Source organism: Bacillus sp. EKM501B, from assembly GCF_011800505.1.
Lineage (GTDB): Bacteria > Bacillota > Bacilli > Bacillales > Bacillaceae_G > Bacillus_A > Bacillus_A cereus.
Genome location: NZ_JAALFZ010000002.1, coordinates 711,822 through 725,890 on the forward strand (window position 1 = coordinate 711,822; position 14,069 = coordinate 725,890).

Consider the following 14,069-nt stretch of genomic DNA (forward strand, 5'->3'; position numbering starts at 1 on the left):
CCTTCCCTTACGCTCGTTTGAATTGTTGTAAGAAACGTACATCATTTGTATAGAAATGACGAATGTCATCTACTCCGTATTTCAACATTGCGATACGCTCTGCGCCCATACCGAATGCGAAACCTTGATATTCTTTTGAATCATAACCAGCCATTTCAAGTACGTTCGGGTGAACCATACCTGCGCCTAGAATTTCAATCCAGCCAGTTCCTTTACAAGTGCCGCAACCTTTGCCATGACACATCATACAAGAAATATCCATCTCTACAGATGGCTCTGTGAATGGGAAGAAACTTGGACGAAGACGGATTTCACGATCTTCACCGAACATCTTTTTCACGAATACTTGCAGTGTACCTTTTAAGTCACTCATACGAATGTTTTTATCAATTACAAGACCTTCAATTTGCATGAACTGATGTGAATGCGTCGCATCGTCGTCATCACGGCGATACACTTTACCAGGACAAATAATTTTGATTGGGCCTTTTTCTTTATTATTTTCCATCGTACGTGCTTGCACAGAAGATGTATGTGTACGTAGTAACGTTTCTTCTGTAATGTAGAATGTATCTTGCATATCACGCGCTGGGTGATCTTTCGGTAAGTTTAGTGCTTCGAAGTTGTAGTAGTCTTTTTCTACTTCTGTTCCTTCAGCTACTTCATAACCCATACCGATGAATACATCTTCAATTTGCTCAACAACAGCTGTTAACGGATGGTGACAACCTGTTTCAACAGGACGACCTGGCAGTGTAACATCGATTGTTTCAGTAGCTAATTTCGCTTCGATTACTGCTTTTTCTAAGTTACTAATTTTGTCATCTAAACGCGTTTGAATCGCTTCACGCACTTCATTTACTAATGCTCCCATACGTGGACGCTCTTCTGCTGACAATTTTCCCATGCCGCGTAATACTTCTGTAATTGGGCCTTTTTTTCCTAAATACGCTACGCGTACGTCGTTTAAGCCCTTTAGCTCTTTCGCTTCTTCAATAAGCTCTAACGCTTTTTGCTTTAGCTCTTTTAAACGTGCTTCCATTTTGGAACCCTCCTAATTTTAAAAATAAAAAAACCTCGCTCCCAAAAAGGGACGAGGTAAATTCGCGGTACCACCCTAAATTGACAGAACAAGTCTGCCCACTCATTAGTTATAACGATCAATTCTGACCGGAACGCCTTTACATATACATGGTCCTGGCGTCAACTCCAGAGGTGAATTCACTTCCGTCTACCATAAGAATGCTTTCAGTCTACGGCACTCTCTCCCTATATGGCGATTTTGTAAGTTACTCTTCTCTATCAACGTTTTTCGTTATTTAACTTTTAATATAATGTACTTCAACTTATTATAAGAAGTTTTTTATTTGTTCGCAACCGGGCTTTGCAAATAATACGTTAAAATCCCTGCTGCAACCGCAACATTTAATGATTCTGCCCCGCCGTAAATCGGAATATACAAGTTTTGATCCGTTTTTGCAAGAATTTCTTGGCGTACGCCATTTCCTTCATTTCCTACAATTAATGCAAAACTGCCAGCCGGCGTTACTTCACCATACGGAACTCCATTTTCAAGAGCTGTTCCATATACAGGAACGTTGTTTTCTTTTAACTTGTCTACCCATTCTTCTAAGTTCCCTTTTACAATTGGTAAGTGGAAAATAGAGCCTTGTGTAGAGCGGAGTACTTTACTATTGTAAACATCAACACAACCTTCTCCAAGCACAACGGCGTGAATACCAGCTGCATCAGCTGTACGAATAATTGTTCCTAAATTACCTGGGTCTTGCAGGCCATCTAATAAAAGGAATTTCCCATCAGTAAGAGCTACTTCTTTCTCATGCTTCTCACAAACAGCAAATACACCTTGTGTCGTTTCTGTTTCACGAAGTATTTTGACAATCGCCTCAGGTACAATATACATTTCCACATCATTAACTGTCCAATCTTTCGGAAGGTCTGTCTGATCTGAAACGATAAGTTCTGTTACAATTCCTGCCTTCAAAGCTTCCTCGACTAAGTGGAATCCTTCTACAAAAAATAAACCTTTTTTATCGCGTTCTTTTTTCGTTTGCAGCTTTTTCCACTGCTTTACACGCGGATTTTGTACTGAATCAATGTTTTTCATAATATGTATTTCCCTCTCTTCTTGTCTTATCATTATAGCCTATTTTTCATACATATTTACATAAAAAAGAACAAAAACTAACGTCAGTTTCAATTCTGAAGAAGAGGTGAAAGCAATGAGTTTTAATTTACGCGGTGCTGTATTAGCGAATGTATCTGGAAATTCACAAGATCAATTACAAGAAACAATCGTCGATGCAATTCAAAGCGGTGAAGAAAAAATGCTTCCAGGTCTTGGCGTTTTATTTGAAGTCATTTGGAAAAACGCTGATGAAAATGAAAAGCACGAAATGTTAGAAACACTAGAGCAAGGATTAAAAAAATAAGCAATTTGAAAATCACCTTTGCATAAGCTAAGGTGATTTTTTTTCGGGAAAATTTTTTCTTCTCCTAAACATTTCTACTTTACTAACGAACTATGATGGAGTACAATGTTCAAAATACATTTAAACCGATCGATTTTTCTTCATATACACCATAAGATAAAAGGAGTGAATGTTTTATGCACCGTATTACGCTTGAACAAATTTTTAAACACCACATTACACAAAAATACGTAAACCGTTCTGGAATGGTCCACGCGATTGCTGTCGCTTACCATGCGTTTCACCTAGCCAAAAAGCATCACGCCTCAGTCGATGCTGCCACAAAAGCTGGCTTCCTTCATGATATCGGACATCATACGTGGTACACAGGCGGCGAATGGGATTATGACTTATATAAAAAGAATGATATCCATGCAATTAAAGGTGCTGAAAGAGCACATAAATTACTTATTAGATTAGGAGAACATCCAAAACTAGCAAAAGAAATTTCTATTGCAATTCTTCTTCATACAGATTCTTTCTTAGTGGAACAAGAAATTGAAAGAACATCTCTTCAAAATATTATTAAATGGGCAGACGAAGCAGATGAAGAACCGGGCGGAGCGCATCATTATCGAACAATTTCTTATGAAAAAGCACTTAAAGCAATTCAGCAATTAGATCGATTGGTAGAGCGTGAATTGCAAATAGAGCAAGCAAAATTGAATAACAAGACAGAACATAGTTATCAATGAGAAAGAGGCATCACTACAGGGTGATACCTCTTTTATTATTTTATGGAAAATACACCTTTATATGTAATATTTAAATATTACGCCTGAAAACAAAATGCCTTATAATTAAATATACAAATATAAAGAGGTGATTCTACATATGCAACCCGCTACACAACTTTCTAATGAACAGAAATACTCTATGTCATGGGGACAATTTATTAGCTCCGTTGTATTCGCTTTTTTCGGAACCGGACTTATTACTGTGTTCCTCGCAATGCCCTTAACAATTTATACAGCCGGTCTTACAGATAAAAAACAAATTGCCCTGTATGAATCTATCGTAAATACTGCAAGTATTGTATTACAGCTAGCCGTGTTGTTATTCTTCATTTTTAAATTCGAACCCGCAAAAAAATTACTACTACAATCATTTAACTTTAAAGCACTGAGAGAATGGCGTACATACGTATACTTACTTCTTTTCTTCGCTATAAACATTTTACTCAATTACATCTTGTTAAATTATGTGTTCCAAGACGCTACAAAGCAGCAATCTTCCGCACTAAACTTAGATGTCTTTAAGCAGTATCAAATATTATTACTTCTCGGCTTTGCAATACTCACACCAATTTTTGAAGAGCTTATTTTCCGTGGCTTTATACTTCGCTTTTTCTCAGAACGCTTTCCATTTTGGATTGCAGCGATTATAACAAGCTTCTTCTTCGGTATCGCTCATACATACTCACTTGGCGTAATGGTCATTACTTTCTTCATGGGATTATTAATGGCTATTTTATGTAAAAAAACAAAATCCATTATTCCAGCTATGTTATTTCATATTATGAATAATATGTTGGCATTCTTGAATTAGAAAGAGGTATCCTCACGATACCTCTTTTATTAATTCGTATGATCACTTCTCATTTCCATCAATTTATACATATTTATTAATATTATCCAAAATAAACTTCATGTAGTAAAATATAACTTAATTCATATAAAGGAGTTTACATATGTTTAGTGTTATTTGGATGCTTTTCACGCCACTTCTCTTACTATGCGGGATTGCTGGTGGTATTTTTTTAATAGTAACAGGAATTAAATATCGGAAATTACTCGTTGGTTTAATGGGGCTACTTAGCCTATCCTTTGTCACACTACCTTTTGTTTTTTTAAGTATAGGAATTAATATGGATACAATCTTCCCCATTCCAACTGCTCTTTACTGGACCCTATTTTCTTTAACTGGATTATTAGCAGGGATAAGTGGATTCCAAGCAAAAATTAAAAGTATACGTAATATGGGGTTCATTATTTTTACCATTGGAATATTAGGGGTTATCTTCTGGGTACTCATGTCTGTAGGTGATTGATTCTATATAACTTTTTTCGAAACCCACAAATCGGAGGTAATACAGAAATGTTCGGAATATTAATTTGGATGATTTTAGCTTTTACTTTAATGTTATGCGAATTCATCGTCGGCATTTTTTTAATTATTGCTGGTATGAAATGTCGTAAATCATTTACTATTATAGCTGGTTTAATTAGCATATCTCTTATCGTTGTTCCTATCATTTGTATAGGTTATGGAATAGACTTAGAGGGGATGATTCCAATTTCAGGAACTTTATATTGGGGTCTCTTCTCTTTAGCTGGACTATTAGCTATAGTAAACGGAAGACACATATCGAGTATTCGTTCTATGGGGACGATTTTATTTATAACAGGATTATGCTCTGTAAGTGGTTATTACCTTTTATATCTTACTCTTTAAAAAGACAAAAAAAGCAGGGAAATTAATTCCCTGCTTTTCTATTTGGTTTATTGCCTGATGGTAAGAAGAACGATAACACCCAAGCGATACCTGCTAGTATCGTTGCGATTAAGAAGGCATCGTTAATACCGTTAATTGCAGATAGCTTTGAAATTTGTCCATATAATAGTTGTGTGCTCATCGCGTCTCCTGCTTGAGCTGATCCAGCTAAGGCCGCTAAACTTTGCCCCATGCCATGTATTTTATCAACTAAAATTGGGTTTGATGTTGTTAACATGTTGCCGTAATCTGCTACGTGAGCAGTCGTTTGTTGCGTCATAAGTGTAATTAAAATCGCTGTTCCGATTGAACCCGCTACTTGTCTTGACGTATTTTGCGTTGCTGTACCGTGAGAAATTAATTTCATCGGCAGCGCGTTCATACCAGCCGTCATAATTGGCATCATAATGAATGACATACCAATTGAACGTATAATATAATCCGTCATAATAACGCTATACGGTGTATCCATCGATAATTTTGTAAATTCATATGTCGCATACGTCGTAATTGCCAATCCAATTATCGCTAATGGACGAATGCCATATTTATCGAATAATTTACCCGCTACTGGTCCCATGATCCCCATAATTAATGATCCTGGAAGAAGTAGTAAACCAGATTCAATTGGCGTAAAGCCACGAATGTTTTGCAGATATACTGGAAGCAATAACATACCTCCGAATAATGCCATCGTAACGATTGCGTTAATTACTAAAGTGAAAGTAAATACTGGATATTTAAATACTTGTAAATCAAGCATTTTATTGTCCGTTGTTAACTCTCTCCAAATAAATAACGCTAAACCAATTACACCAATGATAAGTGAAATAACAACTTCTGCACTAGTCCAACTATTATTTCCAGCCTCACTAAATCCGTACAGCAAGCTTCCTAGCCCAATACTTGAACTAACAACACCAAATACATCTAATTTTGTTTTAGACACTGGCTGAGCTAGTGTAAAGAATTTTAAAGATAGGAACGTAATAATTAAACCGATAATAAACATCGCATAGAACATTAAGTTCCAGCTGTAATTTTCAATTACCCAACCTGTTACAGTCGGTCCGATAGCTGGAGCTAAAATCATCGCTACACCTAGTAACCCCATCGCTGCTCCGCGCTTATGAGGCGGGAACAATGTCATAAAGATATTCATACCAACCGGCATTAAAATACCCGCACCAACTGCTTGAATTACGCGGCCCGTCATCATCATCGTAAAGTTTCCGGAAGTAGCACAAATGATAGATCCTACCGTGAAGAATAACATTGCTGCTACGAATAATTTACGATACGTAAATCGTGAAACTAAAAATGCACTAATCGGTACTAAAATACCATTTACAAGCATGAAGCCTGTAATTAACCATTGTGCTGTTGAAGTTGATACGTTAAATTCATTCATTAACGGAGGTAATGCAACGTTAATAATTGTTTGGTTTAAAATAGAAACGAACATGCCGAGAATTAATACAGCTACAACTGCTTTTACGTTCACATTCTCTACAGGCGTAGACATTTGTTTTTTCGGCACTTCTTTTTCTTGTTTTACTTCTTCTTGCTTTCCTGTTTCTAACTCAACTACATTAGAAATTTCCGATTCTTGCTTTTGTTCAATTTCTTTCTCTTCTGTTTCAACTTTACTTATTTCTATTTTACTTACGGCTGGGACTTGTTCTTCTCCCATTTTCGTTTTTTTCTTTCGTAAAAGACGATTTACAAGGAAGAAGACGATTATACAAAATAGTGCATATCCTGCAATTACAATTGAGGACATCTCATCTCCCCCTTACTTATGAATACGAACTGTCACATTCATGCCAGGAACAATATTTACTGATTTGCTATGATCTAAAGAAATTTTAACTGGTACTACTTGTGTTACTTTCGTATAGTTCGCTGTTGCGTTGCTTGATGGCAACATAGAGAATGTATTCGCTGTTGTTAAGCCAACTTGTTCTACTTTTCCTGTTAACGTTGTATCTGGGTATGCATCTACATACACATCTACATCTTGACCTTTTTGAACATCATCAACATCTGTTTCTTCAATGTTTGCTGTTACCCATAAATTGTTCATATCGAATGCGTAAGCAATCGGGCTACCAGCTCCAACGAAAGCATTTGTTGTTGCGTTTGATTGTACAACCGTTGCATTTTGTGGAATTGTTACATCTACTGTTTGTTCTCCATTAGCTGCCGCTACAGTAACAGTACCTAGTTTATCGTTCTCATTATAATTTTTTCCTACTTCAGCTTTCCAGTCAGTTAGTTTACCTGCTACTGGTGAAGCAACCGGAATTACCTTCCCATCAATCTTTGCATTGTCTGTTTTTAAGTAATTTTCCGTTTGGTTGTAATAGTAATAACCGCCAATACCGCCGCCAACTAGTACAATTAATGTGATAATGTTGATAATTACCATTCTTCGAAACTGATTCATTGCATTCCTCTCCTTATATCGCATATAATTTTTTTCTAAACTATTTATGTCCTTATTGTTTAGATTGTTTAATTGTTAATTATATTAACCTTTTAACAAAAAAATCACACCATCTGCAGCGTAAATCGAAATTTATCTACCTGCGAGCGGTGCTGATTTCTGAAGGACTATCGTTTATAATTATAAATAATTATTTTGAATCTACAACCGACAATTTACGTATGAAATGTTGCTTAAACAACAATATAATACCAATATGTTGTTTAAGTATAGAAAATTAAACGAGGAGAAGAAAAATGTCTATTAAAAATACAAATGATCCACGTGTAAAGCGAACGAGACAACTCATTCAGGATGCTTTTGTCGCTTTAGTAGGCGAAAAAGGCTTTGAAAATGTAACTGTGCAACATATCGCAGAACGCGCTCCTGTAAATCGAGCTACATTTTATAGCCATTACCATGATAAATATGACCTATTAGACAAAAGTATTGAAGAAATGTTAGAGAAGCTAGCAGAAGTAATTAAACCGAAAAATAGAAATAAAGAAGATTTTCAACTTACATTTGATTCACCTCACCCTACATTTTTGGCTTTATTCGAACATATCGCAGAAAATGTAAACTTTTATAACGTTATGCTTGGGGATAAAGCTGCCGGAAACTACTCTTATAAAATGATGAAAACAATACAAGTGCATTTAACATTAAGCTTGTCTATTTCACAACCAGATGATGAAGATCTTATGGTTCCTCGTGATATTTTGATTAGTTATGTGACAGGGGCTCACATCGGAATGATTATGTCATGGTTAAAAAGAGGAATGATATATACTCCGCATTTTATGGCGATGCAATTAACTCGTTTAATTATTTTAGGCGCTCATACTGCAGCAGGATTAGAACGGCCTTTTTAAAACATAAAAAAGCGAAGGAGAATCTCCTTCGCTTTTTCTATTAATTAAATGTAATGTTATGTACAGCCTCTTTATCAAGACGTTTAATAACTTCTACAATTAACTTTACTGCATTTTCATAATCATCACGGTGTAACATTGCCGCATGAGAATGGATATAGCGCGTTGCAATTGTAATTGCCATAGAAGGAATACCATTTACAGCAATGTGAATCGCACCCGCATCCGTTCCTCCGCCCGCTACTGAATCATATTGATACGGGATTTGTAATTCATCAGCAACATCAACTACGAAATCACGTAAACCTGTATGTCCAATAACAGAAGCATCATATAAAATGATTTGTGGTCCATCGCCCATTTTACTTTGCGCTTCTTTTGACGTTACACCCGGTGTATCTCCAGCGATACCAACATCTACTGCGAACGCGATATCTGGTTTAATATAATTCGCAGATGTTTTTGCGCCACGAAGACCAACTTCTTCTTGTACAGTTCCAACGCCGTATACAACGTTTGGATGCTTTTCATCTTTTAATTGTTTTAATACGTCAATTGCAATTGCACAACCGATTCGGTTATCCCATGCTTTTGCAAGTAACATTTTTTCATTCTTCATCACTTGGAATTCAAAGTAAGGTACAACTTGATCTCCTGGTCGTACGCCCCACTCCATCGCTTCTTCTTGGCTAGAAGCACCGATATCGATGAACATGTCTTTAATTTCAACTGGCTTTTTACGAGCTTCTGGAGGTAAAATGTGCGGTGGTTTTGAACCAATTACACCTGTTACATCTCCTTTACGCGTTACAATCGTCACGCGCTGCGCAAGCATAACTTGTGACCACCAGCCACCAACCGTTTGGAAGCGAAGGAAACCTTTGTCATCGATTTGTGTAATCATAAATCCAACTTCATCTAAATGACCTGCAACCATAATTTTCGGACCGTTTTCTTCCCCTACTTTTTTCGCAACTAAACTCCCTAAATTATCAGTAGAAAGTTCGTCCGCAAACGGCTCGATATATTTCTTCATTACTTCACGTGGTTCACGCTCGTTACCGGCAATACCACGTGCATCTGTTAATTCTTTTAGCATTGTCAATGTCGCGTCTAATTTTGTCATTGCCAACACCCTCCTTTTTCTTCAGTCAATTTATTATACAATAATTAAATTGAAATATTCAAAAATTAAATTAGTATCCTTGTGTTTGACGCTGATGATTTACTTCATTTTTATCTAAATATGCTTTTTCAATCTCTTCTTGCTCAAATTCAAGTGCTTGTCCAAGTCGAAGATAGCTCGTAAATAATTCAATATAGTTTGTAATAGATGGTTGATCTGTAAAACGAATTACTTTCGCATATGTGTCTAAGAAAATTTCCACTTGTGTTTTATTCGTTTGTGCACATTTATAGAATAGGAAGTTTTTATCAATACCTAAATCAATTCCGATTGATAAAATAAAATGCAAACCATCTACGTACTCTTCTAATATTACTTCACGTTCCGAAGCTGGTTTGTTGCTCCAATATTTAAAACAACGTGTTTCATTTGCAAGTTCTCCAATTTCTACAAGAAGAGCTAACATTTTTTCTTTTAACAATTTTTTCGGTTGTAAGTCATGTTCTTTTGCAATACGGTCATCTAATTCTTTTTGTAATTTAAATAGTTGTAGTAAGTCCATTCTATTGTCCTCCTCCAACATCGCATTTTTCGCAACAATGTTGTTTCATCTCAAAGTTCATTATTATGTTTCAGTTCTTATGAATAAGTCAGCTATCTACCTCTTTATAAAATAGCTTGTCCTTAATTTACAAATACGTTTCAGTCATCGCTCTTAAATTGTTCATCTGATGAAAGTTCCATATCATCTTTCCATTATAGCAGTGTCGTTTCGGCTAGGAAAGATACTCTTCTTTCCAAAAGAGCAGAATTAAAAAAAGCCAGGAGTATTCTCCTGACTTCATATGTATATTCTTCTATACTGCTATAACTTTTATATTGATTTTGTCATATTGATAATGACATAGTCGTTAATCTTTAGAATTTCTTTTCACTTCTAACTTCTCTTTGAATACAAATAAAAAACCTTAGAAGAAAATTCTTCTAAGGTTTTAACTAATTAATTAGTTAATGTTGTTTTTTGCAACTGTTGCTAATTCAGCGAAAGCTTTTTCGTCATGAACAGCTAAGTCAGCAAGCATCTTGCGGTTAACTTCGATGCCAGCATTTTTAAGACCGTGCATTAAGCGGCTGTAAGAAAGACCATTCATACGAGCTGCTGCGTTGATACGTGTAATCCATAATTTACGGAAGTCACGTTTCTTTTGACGGCGGTCACGGAATGCATACATTAGAGATTTCATAACCTGTTGGTTAGCAACCTTGAATAATGTATTTTTTGAACCGTAGTAACCTTTTGCTAATTTAATTACTTTTTTACGACGTTGACGAGTAACTGTACCACCTTTTACTCTTGGCATAATATTACCTCCTAATTGTTCTATATATCAGCCGAACTTATTTTAAGTTGTCAAGCATTTGACGAATGCGTTTGAAGTCACCAGCGCTTACTACACCAGCTTTACGTAGTTTACGTTTAGCTTTTGTAGATTTGTTAGCGAATAAATGGCTTGTGTAAGCGTGAGAACGTTTCAGTTTACCTGATCCAGTCTTTTTGAAACGCTTTGCAGCGCCGCGATGAGTTTTTTGTTTAGGCATAGGTATTTCCTCCTCTATCTATTACTTATCGTTTTTCGGTGCTAAAACTAAGAACATACTGCGTCCTTCCATTTTAGGCTTAGATTCAACTGTACTAACTTCAGCACAAGCTTCTGAGAAGCGATCTAAAACACGTTGACCGATTTCTTTATGAGTAATGGCACGTCCTTTAAAGCGAATTGACGCTTTAACCTTGTCGCCTTTCTCTAAAAACTTGATAGCATTACGAAGTTTTGTGTTAAAGTCGTGTTCATCAATTGTTGGACTTAAACGAACTTCTTTCATGCTAATTACTTTTTGATTTTTGCGCTGCTCTTTTTCTTTCTTCTGTTGCTCAAAGCGGAATTTACCGTAGTCCATAATGCGGCATACTGGCGGTTTCGCATTTGGAGCAACTAATACTAAATCAAGATTAAGATTTGCAGCTAAGTCTAAAGCGTCATTACGAGACTTGATTCCAAGTTGATCGCCATTTGCGCCAACTAAACGTACTTCACGTGCACGAATTTGCTCGTTAATCATCATATCCTTGCTAATAGTAAGCCACCTCCAAGGTTTTCTCAGAACATATTTTGTAGTCATAGAACCCGAACAAAAAAAGTGCGGGCATACGACACCCACACTTGTAAAATCTTAAGTAAGAAATACATTTACCTGTTAACTGCGAATGCGTCCATCAGGTGAGAAGCGGGTGCTTCTACTTGTTCCACAAAACAATATTCTATTATCCTTGATGAGTTTATCATAGGACATGACGTCTGTCAAGAAGACGCGATGTGTTTTACTAACAACAAGAAATATTGTAACAAACAACTAACATACTTGCAATACTTTTTTATGATAAGTGTCACATGGTTATTTTTTCTAATTTCTCTCGAGTATATTACATAAAAAAGCCGCGGTATACCGCGGCTTTTTCTTATCGTTTTCCTTCTACTTTAATCATGTCAACAAAAGCATCTAATGCGATTGTTTCTGATTTTTGTTCACCATATTTACGTACGTTTACGCCGTTTTCAGTTACTTCATTGTCACCTACTACAAGCATGTACGGAATTTTTTGCATTTGTGCTTCACGGATTTTGTAACCGATCTTCTCTTCACGAGTGTCTAATTCAACACGGATACCAGCACGACGCAATTCGTCTTGTACTTTCTTCGCATAGTCTAAATGTACTTGCGGAGAAACTGGAATTACTTGTACTTGAACTGGAGCTAACCATGTTGGGAATGCACCTTTGTATTCTTCAATTAAGAAGGCTACAAAACGTTCCATAGTTGATACAACACCACGGTGAATTACAACTGGACGATGTTGTTTACCGTCTTCGCCAACGTATGATAATTCAAAGCGTTCTGGAAGTAAGAAGTCTAATTGTACAGTTGAAAGTGTTTCGTCTTTTCCAAGAGCAGTACGAACTTGAACATCAAGTTTTGGACCGTAGAATGCCGCTTCACCTTCAGCTTCATAGTAATCAAGACCCATTTCATCCATAGCTTCTTTTAACATACCTTGTGCTTTTTCCCACATCTCATCATCCGCATAATACTTTTTAGTATCTGCTGGGTCGCGGTAAGATAGACGGAATGAGTAGTTCTCTAAACCGAAATCTTTGTACACTTCTAGAGTTAAGTTTACAACACGTTTTAACTCTTCTTTAATTTGATCTGGACGAACGAAAATGTGCGCATCGTTTAAAGTCATTCCGCGTACACGTTGTAATCCAGATAACGCACCTGACATTTCATAACGGTGCATTGTTCCAAGTTCTGCAATACGGATTGGTAATTCACGGTAGCTGTGAATATCATTTTTATAAACCATCATATGATGAGGACAGTTCATTGGACGAAGAACTAATTCTTCGTTATCCATTTCCATTGATGGGAACATGCCATCACGGTAGTGGTTCCAGTGACCAGAAGTTTCATAAAGCTCTCTGCTCCCTAGTACTGGAGTATATACGTGATCATAGCCTAAGCTTGCTTCTTTATCAACGATGTAACGCTCGATAATGCGGCGGATTGTTGCACCTTTTGGTAACCAAAGTGGTAAACCTTGTCCTACTTTTTGGCTATTAGTAAATAGTTTTAATTCTTTACCTAATTTACGGTGATCGCGCTCTTTCGCTTCTTCAAGCATACGTAAGTGCTCATCTAATTCTGCTTTCTTAACGAATGCAGTACCGTAAATACGTTGTAGCATTTTATTATTGCTATCGCCGCGCCAGTAAGCACCTGCAACGCTTAATAATTTAAACACTTTAATTTTCCCTGTAGATGGAAGGTGAACACCACGACAAAGGTCGAAAAATTCGCCTTGCTCATAGGTTGAAATAACTGCATCTTCTGGAAGATCGTTAATTAAATCTAATTTTAACTCATCGCCGATTTCTTCAAAGCGACGAATTGCTTCTGCACGTGGTACTTCATGACGAACGATTTCTAAGTTCTCGTTCACGATTTTTTGCATTTCTTTTTCGATTTTCTTGAAGTCTTCAACTGTAATTGCTTCTTCCATATCAATATCGTAGTAGAAGCCATTTTCAATTACTGGACCAATGCCAAGCTCAACCTTAACATCTTTATATAAACGTTTTAACGCTTGTGCTAAAAGGTGGGCTGTTGAATGGCGTAAAATATATAGGCCATCTTCAGAATCTAATGTAATGATAGAAACTGCACCATCTTCTTCGATTGGTGTAACAAGATCGATCATCTCATCGTTTAATTTTCCAGCTACAGCTTTTTTCTTTAAGCCTGGGCTAATAGAAGCTGCGATTTCTTCAGTTGTTACGCCTTTTGGAAACTCCTTCACAGCTCCATCAGGGAAAGTAATTTTAACTACATCTGCCATCACTGGTCACTCCTCTTTTTCTCAAAATAAAAAACACTCATCCCGTAAAAAGGGACGAGTGTTGAATTCGTGGTTCCACCCTTGTTCCAATTAACATAATTGTTAATTGCTCAAGTTCAACATAACGGTGTTGTCCGTT

General features: G+C 36.5%; 16 protein-coding genes and 3 other annotated features (1 of these 19 only partly in view). Of the genes, 6 read left to right on the forward strand and 10 right to left on the reverse strand.

Going from position 1 to position 14,069, the window contains the following annotated elements:
- Positions 1–7: 7 nt before the first annotated feature.
- Both pheS and HFD78_RS08500 read right to left on the reverse strand, forming a co-directional pair.
- Positions 8–1,042 carry a phenylalanine--tRNA ligase subunit alpha gene (gene pheS / locus HFD78_RS08495; protein ID WP_000388219.1) on the reverse strand — a complete coding sequence of 345 codons (1,035 nt, stop codon included), beginning with the start codon at positions 1,040–1,042 and terminating at the stop codon, positions 8–10.
- A gap of 44 nt (positions 1,043–1,086) precedes the next feature.
- Positions 1,087–1,315: a binding site (T-box leader), on the reverse strand.
- A gap of 48 nt (positions 1,316–1,363) precedes the next feature.
- Positions 1,364–2,161: a TrmH family RNA methyltransferase gene (locus HFD78_RS08500; RefSeq protein WP_001986644.1), complete on the reverse strand. Its 798-nt coding sequence runs from the start codon at positions 2,159–2,161 to the stop codon at positions 1,364–1,366.
- An 82-nt stretch (positions 2,162–2,243) separates the two neighbouring features.
- Between HFD78_RS08500 and sspI the strand changes: the two genes are divergently transcribed.
- From sspI to HFD78_RS08525, 5 genes are all read left to right on the forward strand, one after another.
- Positions 2,244–2,453 carry a small acid-soluble spore protein SspI gene (gene sspI / locus HFD78_RS08505; RefSeq protein WP_000009509.1) on the forward strand — a complete coding sequence of 70 codons (210 nt, stop codon included), beginning with the start codon at positions 2,244–2,246 and terminating at the stop codon, positions 2,451–2,453.
- Positions 2,454–2,629: 176 nt separating this feature from the next.
- Positions 2,630–3,187 carry an HD domain-containing protein gene (locus tag HFD78_RS08510; RefSeq protein WP_000554786.1) on the forward strand — a complete coding sequence of 186 codons (558 nt, stop codon included), beginning with the start codon at positions 2,630–2,632 and terminating at the stop codon, positions 3,185–3,187.
- 139 nt (positions 3,188–3,326) lie between these two features.
- Positions 3,327–4,040: a CPBP family intramembrane glutamic endopeptidase gene (locus tag HFD78_RS08515; RefSeq protein WP_001182123.1), complete on the forward strand. Its 714-nt coding sequence runs from the start codon at positions 3,327–3,329 to the stop codon at positions 4,038–4,040.
- Between the two features lie 142 nt (positions 4,041–4,182).
- Positions 4,183–4,542 (forward strand): hypothetical protein, encoded by a 360-nt coding sequence (locus HFD78_RS08520; protein WP_000493175.1) that lies wholly within the window; start codon positions 4,183–4,185, stop codon positions 4,540–4,542.
- A gap of 47 nt (positions 4,543–4,589) precedes the next feature.
- On the forward strand, positions 4,590–4,946 hold the full coding sequence (locus HFD78_RS08525) for a hypothetical protein (RefSeq protein WP_002062504.1): 357 nt from the start codon (positions 4,590–4,592) through the stop codon (positions 4,944–4,946).
- 22 nt (positions 4,947–4,968) lie between these two features.
- Here HFD78_RS08525 and HFD78_RS08530 read toward each other — a convergent pair whose 3' ends face one another.
- Both HFD78_RS08530 and HFD78_RS08535 read right to left on the reverse strand, forming a co-directional pair.
- Entirely contained in the window at positions 4,969–6,768 is a 1,800-nt protein-coding gene (locus HFD78_RS08530; RefSeq protein ID WP_000095268.1) for a DHA2 family efflux MFS transporter permease subunit, read from the reverse strand.
- 12 nt (positions 6,769–6,780) lie between these two features.
- Positions 6,781–7,434: an HlyD family secretion protein gene (locus tag HFD78_RS08535; RefSeq protein ID WP_001071419.1), complete on the reverse strand. Its 654-nt coding sequence runs from the start codon at positions 7,432–7,434 to the stop codon at positions 6,781–6,783.
- Positions 7,435–7,730: 296 nt separating this feature from the next.
- Here HFD78_RS08535 and HFD78_RS08540 point away from each other — a divergent pair, with 296 nt between their 5' ends.
- Positions 7,731–8,348: a TetR/AcrR family transcriptional regulator gene (locus tag HFD78_RS08540; RefSeq protein WP_000023661.1), complete on the forward strand. Its 618-nt coding sequence runs from the start codon at positions 7,731–7,733 to the stop codon at positions 8,346–8,348.
- Positions 8,349–8,388: 40 nt separating this feature from the next.
- On the opposite strand, the gene HFD78_RS08545 is transcribed toward HFD78_RS08540, so the two are convergent.
- The 6 genes from HFD78_RS08545 to thrS all read right to left on the reverse strand — a co-directional run bounded on the left by HFD78_RS08545 (position 8,389) and on the right by thrS (position 13,930).
- Entirely contained in the window at positions 8,389–9,474 is a 1,086-nt protein-coding gene (locus HFD78_RS08545) for a M42 family metallopeptidase (protein WP_000163555.1), read from the reverse strand.
- 70 nt (positions 9,475–9,544) lie between these two features.
- Positions 9,545–10,036, reverse strand: coding sequence for a dUTP diphosphatase (locus HFD78_RS08550; protein ID WP_000365050.1), 492 nt, complete (start codon positions 10,034–10,036; stop codon positions 9,545–9,547).
- A 442-nt stretch (positions 10,037–10,478) separates the two neighbouring features.
- A complete protein-coding gene (rplT, locus tag HFD78_RS08555) occupies positions 10,479–10,835 on the reverse strand; it encodes a 50S ribosomal protein L20 (protein WP_001138362.1) in 357 nt (118 codons plus the stop codon).
- Between the two features lie 37 nt (positions 10,836–10,872).
- Positions 10,873–11,073, reverse strand: coding sequence for a 50S ribosomal protein L35 (rpmI, locus tag HFD78_RS08560; RefSeq protein ID WP_001125945.1), 201 nt, complete (start codon positions 11,071–11,073; stop codon positions 10,873–10,875).
- Between the two features lie 21 nt (positions 11,074–11,094).
- Positions 11,095–11,598, reverse strand: coding sequence for a translation initiation factor IF-3 (gene infC, locus HFD78_RS08565; RefSeq protein WP_000973215.1), 504 nt, complete (start codon positions 11,596–11,598; stop codon positions 11,095–11,097).
- A 63-nt stretch (positions 11,599–11,661) separates the two neighbouring features.
- Positions 11,662–11,782: a sequence feature (ribosomal protein L20 leader region), on the reverse strand.
- Positions 11,783–11,992: 210 nt separating this feature from the next.
- Positions 11,993–13,930 carry a threonine--tRNA ligase gene (gene thrS / locus HFD78_RS08570; RefSeq protein ID WP_098005925.1) on the reverse strand — a complete coding sequence of 646 codons (1,938 nt, stop codon included), beginning with the start codon at positions 13,928–13,930 and terminating at the stop codon, positions 11,993–11,995.
- Positions 13,931–13,977: 47 nt separating this feature from the next.
- Positions 13,978–14,069: a binding site (T-box leader), on the reverse strand; it runs 137 nt beyond the window's last position.

Coding starts and splice junctions, on each gene's coding strand:
- rplT (WP_001138362.1), bottom strand. CDS start 10,835: ATGCCAAGAGTAAAAGGTGGTACAGTTACTCGTCAACGTCGTAAAAAA.
- sspI (WP_000009509.1), top strand. CDS start 2,244: ATGAGTTTTAATTTACGCGGTGCTGTATTAGCGAATGTATCTGGAAAT.
- HFD78_RS08500 (WP_001986644.1), bottom strand. CDS start 2,161: ATGATAAGACAAGAAGAGAGGGAAATACATATTATGAAAAACATTGAT.
- rpmI (WP_001125945.1), bottom strand. CDS start 11,073: ATGCCTAAACAAAAAACTCATCGCGGCGCTGCAAAGCGTTTCAAAAAG.
- HFD78_RS08540 (WP_000023661.1), top strand. CDS start 7,731: ATGTCTATTAAAAATACAAATGATCCACGTGTAAAGCGAACGAGACAA.
- HFD78_RS08545 (WP_000163555.1), bottom strand. CDS start 9,474: ATGACAAAATTAGACGCGACATTGACAATGCTAAAAGAATTAACAGAT.
- HFD78_RS08520 (WP_000493175.1), top strand. CDS start 4,183: ATGTTTAGTGTTATTTGGATGCTTTTCACGCCACTTCTCTTACTATGC.
- HFD78_RS08530 (WP_000095268.1), bottom strand. CDS start 6,768: ATGTCCTCAATTGTAATTGCAGGATATGCACTATTTTGTATAATCGTC.
- pheS (WP_000388219.1), bottom strand. CDS start 1,042: ATGGAAGCACGTTTAAAAGAGCTAAAGCAAAAAGCGTTAGAGCTTATT.
- infC (WP_000973215.1), bottom strand. CDS start 11,598: ATGATGATTAACGAGCAAATTCGTGCACGTGAAGTACGTTTAGTTGGC.
- thrS (WP_098005925.1), bottom strand. CDS start 13,930: ATGGCAGATGTAGTTAAAATTACTTTCCCTGATGGAGCTGTGAAGGAG.
- HFD78_RS08535 (WP_001071419.1), bottom strand. CDS start 7,434: ATGAATCAGTTTCGAAGAATGGTAATTATCAACATTATCACATTAATT.
- HFD78_RS08550 (WP_000365050.1), bottom strand. CDS start 10,036: ATGGACTTACTACAACTATTTAAATTACAAAAAGAATTAGATGACCGT.
- HFD78_RS08515 (WP_001182123.1), top strand. CDS start 3,327: ATGCAACCCGCTACACAACTTTCTAATGAACAGAAATACTCTATGTCA.
- HFD78_RS08510 (WP_000554786.1), top strand. CDS start 2,630: ATGCACCGTATTACGCTTGAACAAATTTTTAAACACCACATTACACAA.
- HFD78_RS08525 (WP_002062504.1), top strand. CDS start 4,590: ATGTTCGGAATATTAATTTGGATGATTTTAGCTTTTACTTTAATGTTA.